Annotated in this window: 17 protein-coding genes; 16 read left to right on the forward strand and 1 reads right to left on the reverse strand. The window is 43.0% G+C overall.

The features are described 5' to 3' along the window. Positions 1-6: 6 nt before the first annotated feature. The 8 genes from B3S93_RS12825 to B3S93_RS12860 all read left to right on the forward strand — a co-directional run bounded on the left by B3S93_RS12825 (position 7) and on the right by B3S93_RS12860 (position 8985). Positions 7-1389 carry an ABC transporter permease subunit gene (locus B3S93_RS12825; RefSeq protein ID WP_292353432.1) on the forward strand — a complete coding sequence of 461 codons (1383 nt, stop codon included), beginning with the start codon at positions 7-9 and terminating at the stop codon, positions 1387-1389. Next, complete coding sequence (locus tag B3S93_RS12830) at positions 1382-2578, forward strand: ABC transporter permease (RefSeq protein ID WP_292403407.1); 1197 nt, start codon at positions 1382-1384, stop codon at positions 2576-2578. The genes B3S93_RS12825 and B3S93_RS12830 overlap by 8 nt, the downstream gene beginning before the upstream one ends. After that, positions 2575-4227 carry an ABC transporter ATP-binding protein gene (locus tag B3S93_RS12835; RefSeq protein ID WP_292403409.1) on the forward strand — a complete coding sequence of 551 codons (1653 nt, stop codon included), beginning with the start codon at positions 2575-2577 and terminating at the stop codon, positions 4225-4227. The genes B3S93_RS12830 and B3S93_RS12835 overlap by 4 nt, the downstream gene beginning before the upstream one ends. Before the next feature lie 105 nt (positions 4228-4332). Further along, positions 4333-4872 carry a glutathione peroxidase gene (locus B3S93_RS12840; protein ID WP_292403411.1) on the forward strand — a complete coding sequence of 180 codons (540 nt, stop codon included), beginning with the start codon at positions 4333-4335 and terminating at the stop codon, positions 4870-4872. 362 nt (positions 4873-5234) lie between these two features. Continuing rightward, positions 5235-7025, forward strand: a complete 1791-nt coding sequence (locus tag B3S93_RS12845) for a sensor domain-containing diguanylate cyclase (protein ID WP_292403414.1) — start codon at positions 5235-5237, stop codon at positions 7023-7025. A gap of 264 nt (positions 7026-7289) precedes the next feature. Beyond that, complete coding sequence (locus B3S93_RS12850) at positions 7290-7721, forward strand: CBS domain-containing protein (RefSeq protein WP_292403418.1); 432 nt, start codon at positions 7290-7292, stop codon at positions 7719-7721. Positions 7722-7741: 20 nt separating this feature from the next. Then, positions 7742-8197, forward strand: a complete 456-nt coding sequence (locus tag B3S93_RS12855) for a DUF892 family protein (RefSeq protein ID WP_292403421.1) — start codon at positions 7742-7744, stop codon at positions 8195-8197. A gap of 122 nt (positions 8198-8319) precedes the next feature. Beyond that, a complete protein-coding gene (locus B3S93_RS12860; protein WP_292403423.1) occupies positions 8320-8985 on the forward strand; it encodes a flavodoxin family protein in 666 nt (221 codons plus the stop codon). A 26-nt stretch (positions 8986-9011) separates the two neighbouring features. Here B3S93_RS12860 and B3S93_RS12865 read toward each other — a convergent pair whose 3' ends face one another. Next, positions 9012-10007, reverse strand: a complete 996-nt coding sequence (locus B3S93_RS12865) for a potassium channel family protein (protein WP_292403426.1) — start codon at positions 10005-10007, stop codon at positions 9012-9014. Positions 10008-10662: 655 nt separating this feature from the next. On the opposite strand from B3S93_RS12865, the gene B3S93_RS12870 reads away from it, so the two are divergent. The 8 genes from B3S93_RS12870 to B3S93_RS12905 all read left to right on the forward strand — a co-directional run bounded on the left by B3S93_RS12870 (position 10663) and on the right by B3S93_RS12905 (position 20368). Then, a complete protein-coding gene (locus tag B3S93_RS12870) occupies positions 10663-11211 on the forward strand; it encodes a sigma-70 family RNA polymerase sigma factor (protein WP_292403429.1) in 549 nt (182 codons plus the stop codon). An 18-nt stretch (positions 11212-11229) separates the two neighbouring features. Beyond that, entirely contained in the window at positions 11230-12195 is a 966-nt protein-coding gene (locus B3S93_RS12875; RefSeq protein WP_292403431.1) for a FecR domain-containing protein, read from the forward strand. 114 nt (positions 12196-12309) lie between these two features. After that, the gene (locus tag B3S93_RS12880) at positions 12310-15843 is read left to right on the forward strand and encodes a TonB-dependent receptor domain-containing protein (protein WP_292403435.1); all 3534 of its coding nucleotides are present in this window, start codon (positions 12310-12312) and stop codon (positions 15841-15843) included. Positions 15844-16382: 539 nt separating this feature from the next. Next, the gene (locus tag B3S93_RS12885) at positions 16383-16769 is read left to right on the forward strand and encodes a type II secretion system protein (protein WP_292403438.1); all 387 of its coding nucleotides are present in this window, start codon (positions 16383-16385) and stop codon (positions 16767-16769) included. A gap of 499 nt (positions 16770-17268) precedes the next feature. Continuing rightward, a complete protein-coding gene (locus B3S93_RS12890; RefSeq protein ID WP_292403440.1) occupies positions 17269-17952 on the forward strand; it encodes a MotA/TolQ/ExbB proton channel family protein in 684 nt (227 codons plus the stop codon). A 53-nt stretch (positions 17953-18005) separates the two neighbouring features. After that, positions 18006-18416 carry an ExbD/TolR family protein gene (locus B3S93_RS12895; protein WP_292403443.1) on the forward strand — a complete coding sequence of 137 codons (411 nt, stop codon included), beginning with the start codon at positions 18006-18008 and terminating at the stop codon, positions 18414-18416. A 39-nt stretch (positions 18417-18455) separates the two neighbouring features. Beyond that, positions 18456-19460 (forward strand): energy transducer TonB, encoded by a 1005-nt coding sequence (locus B3S93_RS12900; protein ID WP_292403446.1) that lies wholly within the window; start codon positions 18456-18458, stop codon positions 19458-19460. A gap of 176 nt (positions 19461-19636) precedes the next feature. Continuing rightward, entirely contained in the window at positions 19637-20368 is a 732-nt protein-coding gene (locus tag B3S93_RS12905) for a DUF2726 domain-containing protein (protein ID WP_292403449.1), read from the forward strand. Positions 20369-20426 lie beyond the last annotated feature (58 nt).

The following is a 20426-nucleotide window of genomic DNA, read 5'->3' on the forward strand; positions in this document are numbered from 1 at the left end:
ACAGACATGCTGAATTATTTGCTGCGACGCATCTTACTGATGATTCCGACGCTGCTCGGAATCACTATTGTAGTGTTTACTGTTATGGCTGCTGCTCCGGGCGGTATTAGTGCCCAGTCGCTGGTTGATGGCATGGAACTGGAACCGCAAAGCCGTCAGGCCCTGGAAGACTATTACAACAAATTGTATGGTCTGGACCAGCCCGCCCCGGTGCAATATGTCCGTTGGTTAAATAATATTTCACCGATTGGTTTTGAAAGATTAGCTGATGGTAGTTTTGGTGAGTTTTCATTGTGGAAAGGTCCTGATCTCGGCACCAGCTTTCGTTATGGCAGACCAGTCACCGATATGATTGCTGAACGACTACCAATCACCTTGTTACTCAATCTGATTTCAATACCACTGATTTATGCTCTGGCAATCGGTATCGGCGTACAAGCCGCTCGCCAACGGGGAGGACGATTCGATGTCACCTCCAATATTTTCCTGCTCGGCTTATGGTCAGTACCGAGTATGCTGGCTGGTGTTTTGTTTATCGGCTTTTTTGCTTCAGAGCAATATTGGCGCTGGTTCCCAACCGGGGGTTTGATGCGCCGCGAAACGGCGGATCAAACATTCCTTCCATTATTTAGCAGCTTTGGCGATGTGTTTATTACCGTGTTGTGTGTGGCATTGATAACGGTTGCTTTGATCAGTGCTGCAGTAAGTTTTTCATTAAAAAAGCGGCAGTATGCCGGGGTCATTGTGGGGGCTCTGCTAGGGTATGCAATGGCGTTTAACCTGCATGGTCAAGCTTTTGGGGTGTTGCATCTATTTTTGATTCCATCCATGGCCTTATTGTTCAGGCTATTGGCTGGGCTTAATAATATTGCATTGAGAATTATCGTAGCCGGAACCTTTGGAATAGGACTCGGATTAGCCATATCGCGATTACTCGGAGTGGACATTCTGCAAGGCGGCTATCTACTGGATCGGTTATGGCATCTGGTATTGCCTGTTATCGCACTTTCATATGGTGGTTTGGCCTTTCTTGCCAAGTTGACGCGTTCATCTTTATTGGAAAACCTAGCCGCTGATTATGCCCGAACGGCAAGAGCGAAGGGAGTGGATGAAGAAACCGTATTATGGCGTCATGTCTTTAGAAACTCACTTTTGCCACTGATTACAGTATCGGCCACTTTATTGCCCAGTTTGTTAGCGGGGTCAGTCATAGTGGAAAGCATTTTCAGTATCGATGGGATGGGCAAATTGGCGGTTGAAGCGGTGCAGACCCGTGATCGTGAGCTGGTGTTATCGGTCACATTGATTTCCGGTCTGCTTACATTAGTCGGCTATTTACTGGCTGATATTGCCTACGCAATTGTTGATCCGAGGGTCAGTTATGACTGAGCAAGTCGTCGATATTCCAGTCAAGCAACCGTCTAAATCCTGGACCCAACAGGTGGTTTCTTCACTGTTAAAACGCACCAGCGCCAAAATCGGTTTGGCCTGGATTGGGCTGTTAGTGTTAATCGCCACCTTTTCACCCTTTCTGGCAAGCAGTCACCCGCTTTACATGGTTGTGGACGGACAGGCTTCCAGCCCATTACTGCAACATATGGAACCACTGGACTGGGTCTGGTTGAGTGGTTTTTTCATAACCCTGGTGATTTCAGCCTTATCAATTGTTGCCTGGAAAAAGATTTTGTTGTGGGTTGCCAGCATTGCTGTGGTGTCATTTATTGCTTACTCGAGCGTAACACCGCCGGTATTGGTGGTATATGAGCATTACCGCGAAATGGAAGCTGCCGGTAAAGTCGACAATATCATTCGGGCACCGATTCCATATTCCGCTAAGGATTATCTGCGTGATTACGCCGATACCGGGATTGAGTCACCCTTATCAGTAAACGAACGTACCCATTGGATGGGTACTGACGAAAATGGGGCAGATGTAGCATCCCGAATGATCCATGCATCCCGTATTGCCTTGGGAATTGGTTTTATAGCTACCGGAATTGCCTTGGTTATCGGAACCATTATTGGTGGTCTGATGGGCTATTTTTCAGGCATTGTCGATATTATTGGCATGCGGCTGGTGGAAATCTTTGAAGCTATTCCAACCCTCTTTTTGTTGTTGTCATTCGTGGCGTTTTTTGGCCGTTCCATTTACATGATGATGGTGATTATTGGGATAACGGCCTGGTCGGGCTATGCACGTTATGTACGTGCCGAATTTCTCAAGCTTCGGCAGCAGGATTTTGTTCAAGCGGCCATCGCCAGTGGTTTACCGCTACGATCCATTTTATTTCGTCATATGTTGCCCAACGGGCTGGCTCCATTGCTGGTCGCGACCAGCTTTGGTGTGGCCTCTGCGATTCTGGCTGAAGCGACGTTAAGCTTTCTTGGTCTGGGTTTAGTCGATGATCCTTCATGGGGACAGTTGCTTAATCAGGCCGTGCAATCTTCGACATTTAACTGGTGGTTGGCGGTTTTCCCGGGTGGTGCAATTTTTATGACGGTATTCGCCTATAACCTGTTGGGTGAATCGTTGCGTGACGCGGTTGATCCCCATACCAATCGGGGGATGCAGTCATGACGTTACTGGAAGTTGAAAACCTGGTAACAGAGCTGGGTGAGGGCGATAACTGGTTACGGGCGGTTGATAATATCAGTCTGGCGGTTGAACCCGGCCAAACCTACTGTCTGGTCGGTGAATCCGGTAGCGGTAAATCTGTGACAGCGTTATCGATCATGGGGTTATTACCGCATGGTCATTACCGGCATCCTGACGGTCATATTAGGTTAACGGATCCTCAGGGACAATTACCTGAAATAGCCTTACTCAATGCGGATGACGAAACACTGAGATCAGTCCGTGGCAGTCGTATCGCGATGATATTTCAAGAGCCAATGACCTCACTTAATCCCGTGCAGACGATTGGCGAACAACTGGAAGAGGTATTGCTGATACACCGTCCCGAACTGGAAGAAGAGGCACGTAAACAGAAGATTCTGGCAGCACTGGCAGAAGTCAGGATTCCGGACCCGGAAGGTCGGATTCGGGAGTATCCCCATCGGTTATCCGGTGGTCAACGCCAGCGGGTGATGATCGCGATGGCGCTGATTTGTGAACCGGCATTATTAATTGCGGATGAGCCGACCACTGCCCTTGATGTAACGGTCCAGGCTGAGATTCTCAAGCTGATGCGTGATTTACAGACCAAATATGGAATGGGCATGTTGTTTATTACCCATGATTTTGGCGTGGTTGCACAAATTGCTGATGTGGTCGGGGTGATGCGTAAAGGCAAACTAGTGGAAAGTGGTAAGACGGCAGATGTCTTACGTAATCCACAACATGAATATACCCAGAGCCTGATAGCCGCATTACCGGAACGGCTGATCAGACCAGACAGGCCGGTGAAACCAGAAAAAGTCTTATTGGAAGTCAAAGACGTCTCCGTATATTTTCCAGTGCGTCGCGGCTTAATGCGCCGGGTAGTCGATCATTTTCGTGCCGTTGAAAACGTTTCGCTGCAGGTCAATGCAGGAGAGGTGGTTGCTCTGGTAGGTGAGTCTGGCTGCGGTAAAACAACATTAGGGCGAGCCTTGTTACGTCTGCAGGAAGTGACATCCGGCAGTATATTTCTTGAAGGCCAGGATATCACCCAGGTATCTGCTAAAGCGATGCGGCCACTGCGAAGACGGATGCAGGTAGTGTTTCAGGATCCGGGGTCAAGTTTAAATCCACGTCTGCCGATTCATACCACGTTAATCGAACCGATGCGGGTTCATGGTATTGGCAGTAGCGATGCTGAACGCACCCAAATCGCAGCGCGGTTTTTGGACAGGGTTGAGATGCCAACCGATAGTCTATGGCGCTATCCACATGAATTTTCCGGTGGTCAACGTCAACGTCTGGCTATTGCCAGAGCTTTAGTGTTGGAACCACGCTTTATATTGTGTGATGAAATAACATCAGCTCTGGACGTTTCCGTGCAGGCCGGTATTTTGCGGTTGTTAAGACAGCTGGTCGATGAAGAGGGTATTGGCATGTTGTTTATCACGCACAATATGGGCGTGGTGGATTATCTGGCCGATCGCATGGTGGTCATGCATAGAGCACAATTAGTAGAATCCGGTAATACTCAAGAAATCATGAATTCGCCACAGAATGAGCATACCAAAAACCTGCTGGATGCCGTGCCACGGTTAGATGACAACTATCTGGCTTCTGCCATTTAAAGCTGACAGATAATTAATTTAACGTTATATCAACTTTTTGTGGCCCCTAAGGTCTGCATAGATAACAAGCCCTAGGGTTTGACTTACTTCTAGCCAAAGGATTTTATGATGCGTTATGTCTTACTATTAATATCAAGTTTAATGCTTTCTTTCTCGGCGCAGGCAGCAGAGTCCTGTCCTGAATTTCTGGATTATGAATTGCCCAAACTGCATTCCAACGAAACAGTCAACCTCTGTAAAGTGGCCAATGGCAAGCCATTACTCATCGTTAATACCGCCAGTCACTGTGGTTATACGCGCCAGTTTGAAGGGCTGGAGGCCTTGCATCAGAAGTATCAAGAAAGTGGTTTGATGGTAGTGGGCTTTGCCAGTAATGATTTTAACCAGGAAGCAAAAGACGAAGCCGAAGCTGAGCGAGTTTGCCGGGAAAACTTTGGCGTGACCTTTACCATGATTGCTCCGAGTTTTGTAACGGGTCAGAAAGCCAATCCGGTGTTTCAGGAAATTAACCAGCAAAGCGAAGAACCAGCTTGGAATTTCAGTAAATACCTGATTAATGCCGACGGCAAAGTCGTTGCCGCTTTTCCCAGCAAAGTTAAACCAAGTGATAAACAGGTGACTGATGCCATTGAGTCATTGCTATAATTCAGACATTTACGATTAAAGAACCGAAGGCTTATTAAAAGTAGAAAATTATTTTTGATAAGCCTTTTTTTATGCAAGGATGCAACGTATTTTGCTTTAGACGCTCATTCGACTTCACTCAATCTCATCAAATGTATCTACAGAGTGACAGTTTTCAGATGCGATTGAGTTTTTAGGCAGCGACTAAAAGCTATCATTCTTATTCCTAATCTAACCTCACCAAACAAATTGTATTAGACAATAGATTTTAACTTCTCAATCAACATAAATGTTTACTGGTTATTTTTTGAAACTGTGCGCAACTATCCGAATCACAAAGAGTTTTTAGTGTGTTTTCACTATCAAGACGATATCCTTAAGATATGACAAAACATATCAACCAATTATTTTTTAACCGTACGCTTGTAGTCTTTATGCTGCTTGCTGTGTGGTTTATTGGTGCGATGAGTTTGCGTTATTTTTACCACCAACAAGTCTCTGGTTATAAAAATCCGATTAATGAGCAGATCAATCAGCGGGTCGGCATGTTATCGGTGTTACAAGCCGAGTTGATTGATAAAGAATTTTCTTTTGTAGGAGCAAACCTCAGACAGCTTGGCGCTATGAGTATTGATGCACCGCAGCAAGTCGCTGCTTACGCTGAAAGACTCAAAAATCTAAATCCCACCATATGGCAGCTATATGTTGCCGATAGCAAAGGTGTAATTACATTTTCTACCAATCCCGGATCTCAACAGCCAATTTCGGTAAGGGATTATTTTACCGAACACATTCAAAACGAACACACCAGTTTTTTCATTTCCTCACCGAGGCAATCCATAATTCAGGAAAGTGCATTATCTATTATGATGAGCTATCCGATTCGGGATAGTGAAGATAAGTTTAGGGGAGTGGTGGTGGCGACCCTTAAAAATGAAGACCTGACTGCTCAGCTTGGAAGCATTACCAAGAACAAAAATATTTCTGCTGTATTGACCGATCAGTCCGGCAAACTCATCTGGTCATCCAGTATGTACGAAGGACTGCATAAAAGTGATATTTATAGTTTATGCAAAGATCATAAATATCTGGCCTCAACTGAGCTGGGTATTCATCGGGTTCAATTAGAGAACAATGCCCAGTGCGATTTTCAGTTTCTCGATAAATGGGGAATGTTCTCCATTGTCGCTGAAAATCGTGCGACGGCCGATCAACTCATAAGACAATATGAACAACAGGTGGTGACGCGAAATATCATCATTTTGATGGTTTTCACTCTGTTATTAGTATTTTTAGGTAACCAACTGCTCAAACAGATTGAATCCAGAAAACTGTTAGCGGTGCTCAATCAGCGAAATAAAGCCATTATTGATGCGATGCCTGATTTACTGCTGACTATGCGGGTGGATGGCAAAATAATTGACCATGAAGTAGAAGATAGTTTTCCTTTATTGGTTGATGCCGATAAATTAAATGGCATGAATATCAAACAACTGCTGGAACCGGATCTGGTAGAGAGAAAACTCGCGTTGATGGCTGCCACAGTAAAGACGGGAGAACCGTCAACCATTGAATATCCATTGGTATTAAACGGCAAAGAATATTATTTTCTGGAACGTCTCACCGCCCTGGATGATAAACACGTACTGGCGTTTATTATAGATATTACCAGTAGAAGAGCGGCTGAAGTTAAGCTGGAATGGCAGGCATTTCATGATGGACTGACTGGACTTCCCAACCGCCTGATGTTCTTTGAGTTTTTAAATAAACTGATACAGAACTATCGGCGTCATAAACGTGAATTTACCATCTTATTTATTGATTTAAATGGATTTAAAGAAATTAATGATAACTATGGTCATCATGTGGGAGATGAGATCCTTAAACATACCGCCACCCAACTCGGCAGCATTCTGCGTGAGACAGATACCGTAGCCAGACTGGGCGGTGATGAATTTGCAGTTTTATTACCCGAAACCTCACCAAGCCAGGCCCAACGGGTTGTTAAATCCATAGTTGAAACCATCAAACAACCGCTAATTCATAACGATAAAAGCCTGTCGGTCACAGCGAGCATCGGTATGGCTGCCTGCCCACAGGATGCCACCTCGGCAGATGAGCTTTTAAATGCTGCAGATAAGCGGATGTATGACGTTAAGTTAACTGAACGATAGTTCTGTGATTCACTATTTTCTTTTTAATGGCCCCAAACTCCTTCGTTGAAGGTAATAGTCCAATAAAAGCCCTGGTAAAAATTACTGCTGGTAAATGAAATTTTTATAGAGCTTGTTTTATATTTCCCCATCGTTTTTATCAGTTGACGTTATAAACCTTCCTTACGGAGCGCTTTTAGGCGCTCAGCAAAAGGTTGGCATATGCATTGCAAAAATTCCTGACAGATAGAGAAATCAAAACTCTCAATGCAAAGGAGATTAACCATGATGCATGTAAAAGAAATTATGAACACTGATGTTACAACGATCTTGCCTTCGACGCTGGTCAGAGAAGCGGCTCAAATCATGCGAGACCAGGATATCGGCTTTCTGCTTATTGCTGATGACAATACCTTAGTCGGTACGGTAACGGATAGAGATATTGTGACTCGCGGCGTATCTCAGGTGAATGATTTATCCGAGATTTCAGTTGATGAAGTGATGACTGTAAAAGTCCTTGCCTGCCATGAAGAAAATACCATTGAAGAAGTGGCTGTACTGATGAATGATGAACAGATTCAAAGAATGCCTGTATTCAATGATGAAAATACTTTGGTGGGCGTCGTCAGTATTGGCGATATGGCTCAACATTTAAATTCTGTCCAGGTAGGACAAGCCTTGAAGGGAATTAAAGAAGGCGTCCATACCACTCATTAATATTGAGTAAGGAAATTATCATGAGTGAAACCATGGAAAAAACAAATATTGTTGAGAAATTGAATGATCTTATAGAAATGGATTATGACGCTATTTCAGCTTATCAAGCCGCCATCGAGCGACTTGAAAATCCAGAGTACAGAGATAAGTTAAATGTATTTATGCAGGATCATGAAAATCATATCGCCGTCCTCAGCCAGATTGTTTGCCAGGAGGGTGGTGCGCCACCAGAGAAGGGTGATTTGAAAAAAATCCTCACCAACGGCAGCGTACACATTGCTCAATTGGCAGGTGATGACGGTATTTTGAAGGCTATGCAGTTGAATGAAGTCATGACCAATAATCGTTATGAGGAAAATGTCCAAGAAGCTTTTCCTGAGCCAGTGAATTCAATTTTGCAAGATCATTTGGCAGATGAACGTCGTCATAAAGAATGGCTGGAAACAACACTTCATCATCTGCATGAGCCACATTAAACGCCTCACCAACGGGTGAGAGGACGCTTCTGTCTCTCACCCGATTTTCAAACAGTTCACTTCGCGACGTTGCTTCACGACCATTACCAGTAACGTTTTTAACTTACTATCAGGAGTACTTTATGAGTGATTCCAACCATCAGTTAAAAGCTCTGTTTTTGAACTGCACGTTAAAACAGTCACCAGCCACCTCAAATACGGACGCCTTTATTGATGTTGCCAGCAAAGTATTGAACGATCTGGAGGTCGAGACAGAAACCATAAGGGTGGTCGATTACCATGTAAGTTTTGGTAATACTTCGGATGAAAAAGGTGAGGATGAATGGCCAAAAATTCTCGAACGTATTTACGCTTCCGATATGCTGATTATCGCGACACCGATTTGGCGTGGCGATAGAAGTTCGGTGGCTAAAATGGTCGTTGAACGTATGGATGGCATTATGAGCGAGGGCAATAACAAAAATGGTCAATATCCCACTTTTAATAAAGTCGCTGGCGTCATGGTAGACGGTAATGAAGATGGTGCCAAAAAAGCCTCCGCCAGTATTATGCTGGACTTATCCGAGCAGGGATTTACGCTACCAGTCAATGCGTTTACCTACTACGTTGGTGATGCCGGTCCGGGACCGAGTTATATAGAAGCCGGTGGCGATAAACACTTTTTTACCAATAATATGACCTTGCTAATGGTGCATAACATGGTGCAACTGGCACAAACACTCAAGGCCAATCCTTATCGTACAGATATCATTGCTATTGGTGAAAAAGCCAAGCAGATGAGCGACTGAGCATGAAGCTCATTGAAATTGTTCAGTTAAGCCGGGCTGACATCTGTCCATTCCCAGCCTTCATGTAAAACCAGTTTATGCAGTAACCTTCGACGCTCATTAAACTCTGCCATGCTGGATTCAAACGTCTTATCACTTTGCAATGTGAGGCCGGAGTGACTGAGAGGTGACAGAGAAGGAAGCGGCGGCACATCTGCCTCAATGTGGCTTAATGCTGAATGGCAGCGAGTAAGATAAAGCTGAATGATTTTACGAATATTTAAGATCGTGGATTCTGCTGGCAGCAATGACTTATCGACACCTGAAACCAATAGGTTCAGAGCCTCATCGACTGTTGCCAGTTGCAATCCCAGAGAAAACTCTCGTTCGTAACTGTAAAAATAATCTAATATCGGATAGGCCAAGCGATTTTCTGCACATTGGATTATCTCACCAGACACTAAATGGATGGTCGACTCAAGATCGCGGAAATCCTCTCCATTCCAGGCATTCAGCACCAGATTGGTCATATTGTCACCTAACAACGACAAATAAAAAGCCAGTTTGCGTCGGCTGATAACACCGTTAAGTAAGGGAATGGCATAGGAAATCATCAAAGTGACGAGGATCAGTCCATTAAAGGCCGCCACACTGGTCAATATTCGTGAAATATCTCCCACCGGTCGTAGATCGCCGATGCCAAGTGTAGATAAGGTAAACCCCACAAAATAAAAATACCCCACCAGATTCGCCGGTTGCATATCCCCATCTTCTATTACACTGCCTGGCATACCAATAAAGATTAAGCCCCAGCCCAGCCATAAACCACATAACCAAAACAGCACCAGAGTGATAATAGTCAATGTGCCGGTATGGGCGAGCACATTACGATTTCCCATTTTATAGGAAAGAGATCTCATCACCCATCGAAGACTTAACGTTAAAGGACCTGCTAAAAAACCACTGCCACGAGTCGTTAACGTCGTCCAGACCGCATCAACCATAATAATAAAAACCAGTACGGCACCGATGAATGTCAGCATGTCATTTCCATAATAAAAAAGCGGGGATATGCAAGATCAACAGCCCCCAGTTAAAAATAATTGAAAAACTTTACGCAAAATTTGTACCCGGCGATTATTTGTGTTCAGAGAAGAGCAACCAATGGATAACCATTTACAAAGTATTTATTCAGTAGGTAATTTTTACCTGATTGCACGAAAATAATACGTTAACCAACAAAGCTTCCAAATCGTTTATTTATTCTCATCACTCCATAGCAGTTTTACTCAAAGTACTTAAGCCAGTTGGAAGCTTTAAAGCTTTTGATAAGCGTCAACCGGTTTGGATAAAAGTAACGCGGACAACTCGTTACTGCTCCCTAAATACCAATTTATATTAAGAGAAGATATGGAGGTGATCATGGTAATTCCGTCTTTCATAAAAATAATGTTTAACGTCAAAGTCAGTGATGGCGCGGGATATATAGCGAAAACCAATAAATAAATCTTCCCTTATAACTTTAGGATTATTTCCTATATTTTTGGCCCTCTTTACGTAGTAAATTGAAGCCCACTCTGTGATTCGCATCACAGACTTGGCCTACATGGTGGTGGTGGGAAATTGAGTCAGCTTTTCACTGCTACAGGCGGGCGAGCCTTTAAAAATTCGCTCAACATGTTTACTGGGAGAGGTCATTTGAGTACTGCCGCTTTATACCAAGAAGTAGATGTCTGTAATGTGAATACCATAACTCAAACAAGAGATTCACTGATTACAGAGCTTTATCAATCACATAATAGTTGGCTCATGGGATGGCTATGCAAAAAGCTGGGCTGCAGTTTTGATGCTGCCGACTTGATGCAAGATACTTTCTCCCGAGTCCTGCAAAAAGATGACCTGAGCAATATCAAAGAACCCCGGGCCTATCTCACCACCATCGCCCATGGTTTGATGGTCAATCATGTAAGACGCCGGGATATTGAAGCGGCCTACCTTGATGAAATTGCCAACTTACCTCAGGCAGAAGCGCCTTCACCCGAAACCATCAATATCATGATTGAAACTCTGACCAAAATCGATGAGATGCTCGATGGGTTGCCAAGCAAAATTCGTAACGCATTTTTATGGTTTCAGCTGGAAGGTCTGACTCATGCCCAAATCGCAGAAAGATTGTCGGTTTCTGTCAGTTCTGTTCGTCAATACATTGCCAAGGCGTTATTACACTGCATTACCATGACGTCTTAGAGGATGGTTACAGCTTAAATGGCACAGCTCAATACCAAAGCCCTTCGTGACGCGACGAACTGGTATGTTCAGCTCACCTCGGGAGAAGCCACCGACAGTGATCGTGCGCAATGGAAAGCATGGATAAATGCCGATCCAGAACATAAATTTGCCTGGCAACAAGTTGAAGAAGTCACCAAAACCTTTATTGGGCTCAATTCAAAAACCAGCATCGCTGTCCTCAATCGGAGCTATACACCCGCATCCAGTACCAGAAGACAGGTGCTCAAAAACCTCAGTCTGCTTTTTGCGTTTAGTTCTGCCGGTTGGATTACCTACAAAGAAAAGCCCTGGTATCACTTTATGGCGGACTACACCACAGCAAAGGGCGAAATCCAAACATTCAGGTTAGATGATGGCAGCAAACTGGTTTTAAATACTGATACCAAAGTGTCGATTCACTTTGACGAACAAATCAGAAGGGTCAGACTGCTGCAGGGCGAGATCTATGTTGAAACTGCTCAAGAAACCAATCCTGTTTACCGTCCCTTTATCGTTCAGACCATGCATGGCACCGTGACGGCGTTAGGTACCCGGTTTAGTACCCGTATTTATAAAAACCGCAGCTGCGTCAATGTATTTGAAGATGCAGTTGAGGTGAGACCGATTGATGGGCTTGGCGATAAAGTTGTCGTGAATGCCGGTGAAGAGGTGAAATTCACCTCCATGCTGTTCCAGCAAAAAATGTTGTTTGATATGTCCGCAGCCGATGCCTGGACCAAAGGTTTTATCATCGTTGATAACATGCCGTTGGCAAAAGTCATCGATGAGCTATCAAGATATCGACACGGCGTGGTGCGTTGTGATCCCGCGATTGCTGATTTAGAAATCTCAGGCGCTTTTCCAATCACCGATGTGGATGCTGCTTTACTGAGTATCGCTAAAACACTTTCGATTCGTATTGAAAGTTTCACGCCCTTTTTGGTCATGTTCAAACCCGCGTAAGCCTTTAGATATCTAGCTTTTCAAAAAAACTTAAAAATAATTTCAAAAAAAATTGTCACTTTCCGATTTTCAATTGGCATAGCTAATAGAACAATAAATAAGATCGGAGAGAGAATGTTGAATTTGCACAATCAAGGCAAACTCTGCCTGAAGAAAAAGTTTTATCGTTGTCTATCAGTTGCTTCACTGAGTATGGCTTCAACTATGTCGTTGAGTCATATCGTGTTAGCAGCAGATGAAACTGTGCAGGAAGCACCCAGAAAAAACTATTCCATCCCAGCGGGCCCATTAAGTAATGCAATCTCAGAGTATGCTGCCGAAACCGGCGTGCGATTAACCTTTGATCCCTCCATCGCCAAAGGCAAGCAAACTGGAGGTTTAGAAGGCGAATTTTCTGTTGATGAAGGCTTTAACCGTCTCTTAAAAGACAGCGGTCTTGAAGCGATTGATGATCAAGATGGTGGTTATTTCCTAGTTACGGCATTACCTAAGTTGGGCGAAGGAACCTTGATGCTGGAAAAGGTAGACGTTCGCGCACAACGCTTTTATGAAGTAGGCCCATTACCCGGCTTGGGACTCACCAAAGAAGAAATTCCCGGAAACGTGCAAAGCATTAGTGCAAAAGAGATTAGAGAATCTCACTCTATAAGCATGACCGATTTGTTTAATACAAAGTTTCAAGGTGTGACGGTTAATGACACTCAAAGCAATCCCTTTCAAATGGATGTTCAATATCGTGGCTTTAGAGCTGGACCTCAAATCGGAACCGCCCAAGGCTTAAGCGTTTTCTTTGATGGTATACGTGTTAATGAACCATTTGGTGATGTCGTGAACTGGGACATGATCCCGATGAATGCTATTGCTAATGTAGATCTCTTTCCTGGATCTAATCCAATATTTGGTTTGAATACACTGGGCGGTGCTTTTGCATTAAAAACCAAAGATGGATTTGATTTCACAGAAACGCATTTCGACGTTTTAAAAGGTTCGTTCGGTCGTGAACAATTGCAAGCTGAGAGCGGCTGGAATAATGGCACCATTGCATTTTTTGGTGCTGGCAGCTTTTTTATGGAGGATGGCTGGCGCGATAATTCACCGAGCGAAGTGAATCAAATGTTTGGTAAGGCCAGTTATCGTGGAGATAGACTAGATCTTAATTTAAGCACTTTGATAGTAACTAATGAAATGGTGGGCAATGGAGGTATTCCACTTACCGACTATGAAGCAGATTCAACAGCGGTATTCACATCACCTGATGAAACAGAAAATAAATTACAACAATTTCAAGTATCTGCTGCTTATCAAGTAAACGATAAATTCAGTATTACCGGGCAAGTATATCGTCGTAATAGCAAGCGTACAGCGCGTGGCGCTGACGTATATACAGACTTTGATAACCAGCATGTTAAACGTAATTTGGAGCCTGGAGAGGAATATACTTGCTTATTTGAAACAACCAATGAGTATGACATACCTGATTACTATGTCATGGATATACCCGATGGCGATATTTTTAATTCAGCAGAGTTTATGAACTTTGCTTTTAATGGTGGATATACAACTGCGGAAGAAGCCTTTGCCAGTCTCCCTGCCACTTCTTTCAATGCGCCTTTACCGGACGATTTCGTCAAAATGGCCCAAAATAATCTATATTATTGGAAAAACTTTCAGTCTACTCGGGTGTTTCAAAACGCTGCTGGTGATTTCCCTGATGTTGTATATGGTCCAATAGATGAAAGTGGACAATTTACTTCCATTTACTCTGTAGCAACCAGTCTATCAGGCCTAAAAGGGGCGGTAAACGATCCTGCTCTTATCGCATTTACTGCATGGGGTGATTATTTCTACACAACACCAGATGGTGTACAGCATCTGATATTGATTAAACCGCCTACCAATGCAGAAGTTTGTCATGGAGACATCCGTGATCCAAGTGAATCAGGCGATTGGCCGCTGGACTTGGTGGATGAAGATGGCAGAAGCATCATGACCGATGGTGGAGAGGATAGTCCTACTGCTTCAGGATTTGTCGAAGGTGTGCCTACTGGCGTGCTGACAGATAACACCATTGAACAAATAACCGATGGTGCTTCAATACAATTTAATTGGAATACAGATCATCATAAATTTATGGTGGGGGCATCTATCGATCGTCCTACAGCATCATATGCAAATACCCAACAGCTGGGCTTTTTTGATGCCAATCGGGATTTTTATTTAGATCCAGATCAGGCACGGGATCAATACGCTGCTGCTGATGTAGCCATAGATAATAATAATTTTGATGGTGAACAAGTGACGAAAAGCTTGTATTTCAGTGAGACATGGAGTCCCGTAGAGACCTGGCATTTTAGTGCCTCAGCACGTTATAACGATACAAAAGGTCACAATACCATGGCTTCACGTACACATGGTCAGTACGTTTATAGTCTCGCCAGATTAGAAGCTTTTCCTAATTACTATGATGTATGTTCGCCAGGAGAGGACTGTCCCACGGGCTATATTATTCCTGATACGTCGAATGTACTTAATGAATCAGAAAGAGAGGATTACAGTTATTACTCGTTAAATCCTTCTTTAGGTGTAGCTTGGCAAGCCAAACCCAACCTGAATGTTTATGCAAATTTCTCACAAGGTGTTCGAGTCCCTTCCGTCATCGAGTTAGGCTGTGCTTTAGATAATACCCCTGTTTTGGTTAACGATGACCCAATCACTGGAGAGAAAACTTATCTCCCGAGGAGCGTTCAAGAAAACAGAACCTGCTCGTTACCGTCAACTTTATCTGGTGACCCATATTTGCCACAAATCAAAGCACAAACAGGAGAAATAGGATTACGTGGTCAGTTGGGAGATTCTTTCCAATGGAATATATCGGCCTATCAAATTGATGTGAAAGATGATTTATATATGATCACTTTCCCGGGCGACAGAAGTTTTTTTGACACAATTGGTGAAACACGACGCAGAGGACTTGAAGCTGGTTTTGCAGGACAAAAAGGTAAATGGGGCTTTATGCTGAATTACTCACTGACGGAAGCCACCTTCCAAAGCAACTTTACCACTGCTGGTGAAGGAAATAGCAGCTCATTCGAAACACCTAACGGATACTATCAGCTCGGTCGTATGATACAAGTCGAGCCCGGTGACACCATGCCAGGTGTGCCATTACATAATCTGAATGCCACCATTTCCTATCAAGCTACACCGAAGTGGAAAATAGGGCTGACTGCTGTGGCGCATTCCTCAAGTTATGTGCGTGGCAACGAAAATAATGATCATAAAGCGGGTGAAAGTTATCAGGAAACTACCGAGACGACTATTGATCCCGATGCGCCAGGATATGATCGATATTTAACTACCAGAAAAGGATCTAACAATCCTGGAAAACTGCCTGGCTATGTCGTGTTTAATCTGCAATCAACCTACCAGTTTACTAAGGGGTTAAGTGCAACCTTGTTAGTCAATAATATCTTTGACGAAGAATATTTCAGTGCGGGTGCACTTGAATTAAATCCATTTACACCTGGAGAGTACGGTGCAATTGGTCCTGATGGGTATAACCATAATTCACTCGAATGGGAAAGTAATACGTTTGTTTCTCCTGGAGCCCCAAGAGCTGCATGGATAGGAGTGAATTGGAATTTTTAGTCATGATTGATTGTGATTTTATAATGAAGCAGGCAGCCAAAGTTTCATATTTAAGCATTGTCAAAGGGGTAATTAGTCACGCTTAAATGATGTTTGATGGGAACATTTACAAATGACCTACCTTTAGTAAAGGATGAGTAAACTTAATATTCAAAAGTAATCAGGAAATTTTTTACTGCTCAAAATCTCAGAATTCAGACTCCTTAAATTAATGAGATTTAGTCAGGTAATAAACCTGATGCCAACTTCGATGCAGTGAGATTTTTACTACAGAGATAAGGTGGTTTTTGCTTAGAACTTGAGCGAAGGGTGTACTTGTTTTCCCCAGTCAGGTACCCCCTTTTTTTTAAGAGAAACCCTAGTTAATTTGTATGCGAGTTAGGGGCGGTGCCATAAAAGGTCCTAAACCCTGCAATATCTTAAGAATTCGGCAATAGTGCAAGGTTTAAGTAAAGCAAGCATTAGCAAGAGATAAATTTCATGCAGAAGAGAGCATAAAAAATATAAATCCATTAAGGAATGAAATGGGAGGAAAGGGAATGGAGAACAAAAAAACATTAACTGGCTTTACTATTATTGGCTTTTTAATAGTAGTCATTCTTATTGCCCTCATACTGACTTTGGCGGCACCCCAATATATGGAATCAGTCGATCGTTCAAAAGAGAAAGTGCTGCGCCATGACTTGATTGTGATGAGAAGTGCTATCGATCAGTATTTGAATGATCACAACGAATACCCCAGTAGTTTGCAAGATTTGGTTGAGGGAAAATATTTGAGAGAGGTGCCAATTGATCCCATTACGGATAGTGAAGATACATGGATCTTTAGTAAGCCAATTTCAGATGAATATGCTGGCAGTATTGCAGATGTGTTTAGTGGCTCGCAGCTGACTTCCTCAGAAGGAACGCCTTATGCAGAATGGTAATACTAGTCCATTCAATTAGGTTGCATATTTTTCTGCACAATTTGTCTATTGATTTTTACAACTTAAAATCGAGCTAAGTAGGGGAGTATGGCTTCATAACGGTAATACTGATACCGCCAGAACTGATTAACGATGGGCGAGACGTGATTTCATCTAAAACAGCAGTTTGGCAGCCGTTAACGTTTAAGTCACCAAATTCAAATTAAGGATATTTTCCCTTTCACTTTCGTTGGTTTTTCGCTAGAAAGGCTGCTGAATAGAGCCGATTATTTTATTCATAGAGAACGTTTTTAAAAAAAAATCCAAAAAAAATTGTCACTTTTGCATTTTCAATTGGCATAGAAGGTAGGGAGCCATAAAAACTTAACGTTTTTTTGGAACCCAGACCGATGAAGATATGCAAATAGTGTGGTGTTCTGAGGCAAGTTCGCAGTTTAAATCATCAGTATTTTGATATTAGGTCAGTTTTTTTACTCACTTAACGAAGGAAAGTTCTTCTATGGATTCAGTACCAGATATAGTTGATGCGGTACTTATTTTTCTCGCATTTTTATCGGTCCTGATCTGGGCTGTTGCTATCACCAAGTTTTTTGTCTTTTACCGTAATACGGGTCATGACCGTCATTTTTTAAGACAGTTTTCGCAAATAAAACATATTGATGAATTGCCAGCGATTATCTCGTCAACCAAAGGCCGTTTATCACGCGTATGCCAAGCCGGATTAGCAGAGTTAGCGTCGTTACAAGAGATGAATAATGCGGTTTTGCCTGAAGACAAACGCCAGATTTTACTGCATGCACTTCGACAACAAGCGCATATCGAACAAACCCGGATGGAAAATGGATTATCAGTACTGGCCAGTGTCGGATCCACCGCACCGTTTATCGGTCTTTTCGGTACCGTCTGGGGGATTATGAATGCGCTTAAAGCGATCTCAGCATCTGGCTCAGCCAGTCTGGATGTAGTGGCAGGACCAATTGGTGAAGCGTTGATTGCTACTGCTGTCGGTATTGCTACGGCAGTACCTGCTGTTCTGGCTTATAACTACTTCCTGCGGAAGGTGCGTCTTTCTGTTGCCACCATGGATAATTTCGCTTCAGCGTTTCAGTTATTAGTGCTGAAATCCGGTGGTCAATTTGATGAAGTGAATCGAGCCAACAATTCGGACAGCGGTATTCATTAAAATCAAGCATCGACTGTAAAAGCAACCGTCTTAATTTTGTAAGGAATTCCGTTATGGCAATGAATATGGGTAGTGATGACGCTGCAATGAGTGAAATCAATGTAACGCCCTTGGTAGACGTTATGTTGGTATTGCTGACCATTTTTATCGTTACCGCACCTTTATTAACCAACGCGGTACCGGTTAATCTTCCCAAAGCCACTTCTGATCTTTCACTGACTCAGCCAAACACCATCAGTATTAGTGTGACCGATGATGGTACGGTTTATTTTACCGATGAGGCTGTTTCTCAGGAGGATCTTGATCTGCGATTAATGCAGACCTCAGAAAATGCAGACAGTACCGTTGAAATTTTTGCTGATGAAAAAGCCGAATATGGGAAAGTGGCCAAGGTTATGGCATCCATTCAGCGTGCGGGCATTACGAAATTCACTTTTGTGATGCAACCTGAGACGATTAATTAACCATGGTTGATTGGCAAAATAAATTTGTGAATAACTGATATGACAACCCTGGTTCCGGATTTTTCATCAGCCCAGGCCATTGGTTCTGACCGAATTATCCCTGGGTTTTTGCTGGCTTTAGCAATTCATATTGGTTTATTAATATTGTTTCTACCAGTGATTGAATATTCACCGCCAGCTGCCCCCATGCGGATTGCTGTACAAGTGACGCAGCTTCAAGAGGAGGTTGAGCCGGTTGATGAAGAACCAGAAATCGTCGAACCGGAGCCGATTCCAGAGCCGGTAGAACTGATAAAGCCTCCAGTTATTGATAAACAAATTCTTGTCGCCAAAGACGATACGCCACCAGAACCCGAAGAGCTGGTTGTGCTTGAAAAGGTACCTGAAGAGGAAGTTGTTGATGAAATAAAGCCGGTAGAGCCACCGCCCAAGCCAGAGCCGGTAAAACCTGAAGCCAAAAAAGTCAAAAAGCCTAAACCCAAGGTTGAACCCAAGCCGGAAAAACCGAAAGTTATTGAGAAGCCAAAACAGGAATTACCGATAGCTGAACCGAAAGTGGCTGAAGTGATTGAGGAGCCTGTCACGCCCTTACCTGATGAACCTATAAATGAGGAGGTAGCAGAAATATCACCGTTGCCATCTTCCAGTGTCAGTTCAGAGAATGCATCCTCAACCAGTAAAGCAGTCAATGCCACCGGTGATAACCCCAACGAAGATAACAGAGGCGGGACAGATGAAGTTGATCGTAACGAAGCCTGGAAAGGTTACGGCCAATTACTTTACGCCATGGTTTCGAAAAATAAAAAATACCCCCAACAGGCCATTCGCCGTAATTTGGAAGGCATTGTTATGGTCAGCGTACGATTTGATAAAGGGGAGATGGTAGAAATAAACATCATAGGACAAGGCAGCGGACATCAAGTCCTGGATAGAGCTGCTCGCGAGATGTTAGAAAAAGCCGTAAGAGAATTGCCCGTGCGAGGCAACCTGTCGAATAAATCGTTTACCGTCGTCGTGCCAGTGGATTTCAAATTAACTGGGTAGCTGCTAAGTCCTGAACGTTCTAAGCATTTGCTCGTAACAATAGCAATACAAATAAAAATGCGGCTATCAAATTATTAGTTATGGAGCCTAACAGTGAAGTAGGTTTGGTTTTATTCCAGCATTTAATATCCTTTATGACTATATTGATTAGACACTATTTTTAAGGACATTTTTAAATGGAATTTTTATTTATATTGCTTTTAGTAATCTCCGCAATAGTTATGTACAAACTCTCTGGATTTGGTGGGAGAGTGAAATTAGCTCAACGGAATCAAAAAACATATCCCTACTATAAAAATACAACTTTACTTACCCCTGCTGAAATATCCTTCCGACATAGCTTGAAAATTGTTGTCGGAGATTCCTATGACATAAACTCTAAAGTTCGCCTAGCAGATCTTATTTCAGTGCATAAAGGATTACCGAAATCTGAATGGTCTAGATCTTTTAATCAGATAAAAGCAAAGCACGTAGACTTTGTTTTGGTGGATAAAACAACTACAGAAATTCTATGCGGTATAGAATTGGATGATTCCTCTCACAATAACCCAAAAAGACAAGATCGAGATAGCTTTTTGGAAGCAGCGATGAAAAGTGCCAAGCTTCCGTTACTGAGATTCAAGGCAGAGCAAACATATAATTCCAAAGAGATTGAGGAGGCGATCAATTTAGTTTTTAAACCATCGCTCTTGATGACACATGATGAGAGTGAAGAGATAAAAGTTCGAATTGAAGCAGATTTGGATGTAAACAAATTCGATGAATTTATTACTAACAAATGTCCGCAGTGCAATGCTGAATTAGTTGAACGAAAGGCATCAAAAGGGCGTCATGAAGGAGTGAAATTTTTGGGATGTTCAAACTTCCCAAAATGTCGCTATCGTAAAATACTAGTCAATAGTAACTAATTGGATAATTGGGTCAGTTTAAAGTTGATATCCAATACTTAATAAGTCAGTTCTAGGT

It is taken from the genome of Methylophaga sp. UBA3613 (genome assembly GCF_002375415.1).
In the GTDB taxonomy this organism is placed as follows: Bacteria; Pseudomonadota; Gammaproteobacteria; order Nitrosococcales; family Methylophagaceae; genus Methylophaga.

What these genes read in the sequence shown, in the direction of transcription:
- B3S93_RS12825 (WP_292353432.1), top strand. Translation starts at nt 7, where the DNA reads ATGCTGAATTATTTGCTGCGACGCATCTTACTGATGATTCCGACGCTG.
- B3S93_RS12830 (WP_292403407.1), top strand. Translation starts at nt 1,382, where the DNA reads ATGACTGAGCAAGTCGTCGATATTCCAGTCAAGCAACCGTCTAAATCC.
- B3S93_RS12835 (WP_292403409.1), top strand. Translation starts at nt 2,575, where the DNA reads ATGACGTTACTGGAAGTTGAAAACCTGGTAACAGAGCTGGGTGAGGGC.
- B3S93_RS12840 (WP_292403411.1), top strand. Translation starts at nt 4,333, where the DNA reads ATGATGCGTTATGTCTTACTATTAATATCAAGTTTAATGCTTTCTTTC.
- B3S93_RS12845 (WP_292403414.1), top strand. Translation starts at nt 5,235, where the DNA reads ATGACAAAACATATCAACCAATTATTTTTTAACCGTACGCTTGTAGTC.
- B3S93_RS12850 (WP_292403418.1), top strand. Translation starts at nt 7,290, where the DNA reads ATGATGCATGTAAAAGAAATTATGAACACTGATGTTACAACGATCTTG.
- B3S93_RS12855 (WP_292403421.1), top strand. Translation starts at nt 7,742, where the DNA reads ATGAGTGAAACCATGGAAAAAACAAATATTGTTGAGAAATTGAATGAT.
- B3S93_RS12860 (WP_292403423.1), top strand. Translation starts at nt 8,320, where the DNA reads ATGAGTGATTCCAACCATCAGTTAAAAGCTCTGTTTTTGAACTGCACG.
- B3S93_RS12865 (WP_292403426.1), bottom strand. Translation starts at nt 10,007, where the DNA reads ATGCTGACATTCATCGGTGCCGTACTGGTTTTTATTATTATGGTTGAT.
- B3S93_RS12875 (WP_292403431.1), top strand. Translation starts at nt 11,230, where the DNA reads ATGGCACAGCTCAATACCAAAGCCCTTCGTGACGCGACGAACTGGTAT.
- B3S93_RS12880 (WP_292403435.1), top strand. Translation starts at nt 12,310, where the DNA reads ATGTTGAATTTGCACAATCAAGGCAAACTCTGCCTGAAGAAAAAGTTT.
- B3S93_RS12885 (WP_292403438.1), top strand. Translation starts at nt 16,383, where the DNA reads ATGGAGAACAAAAAAACATTAACTGGCTTTACTATTATTGGCTTTTTA.
- B3S93_RS12890 (WP_292403440.1), top strand. Translation starts at nt 17,269, where the DNA reads ATGGATTCAGTACCAGATATAGTTGATGCGGTACTTATTTTTCTCGCA.
- B3S93_RS12895 (WP_292403443.1), top strand. Translation starts at nt 18,006, where the DNA reads ATGGCAATGAATATGGGTAGTGATGACGCTGCAATGAGTGAAATCAAT.
- B3S93_RS12900 (WP_292403446.1), top strand. Translation starts at nt 18,456, where the DNA reads ATGACAACCCTGGTTCCGGATTTTTCATCAGCCCAGGCCATTGGTTCT.
- B3S93_RS12905 (WP_292403449.1), top strand. Translation starts at nt 19,637, where the DNA reads ATGGAATTTTTATTTATATTGCTTTTAGTAATCTCCGCAATAGTTATG.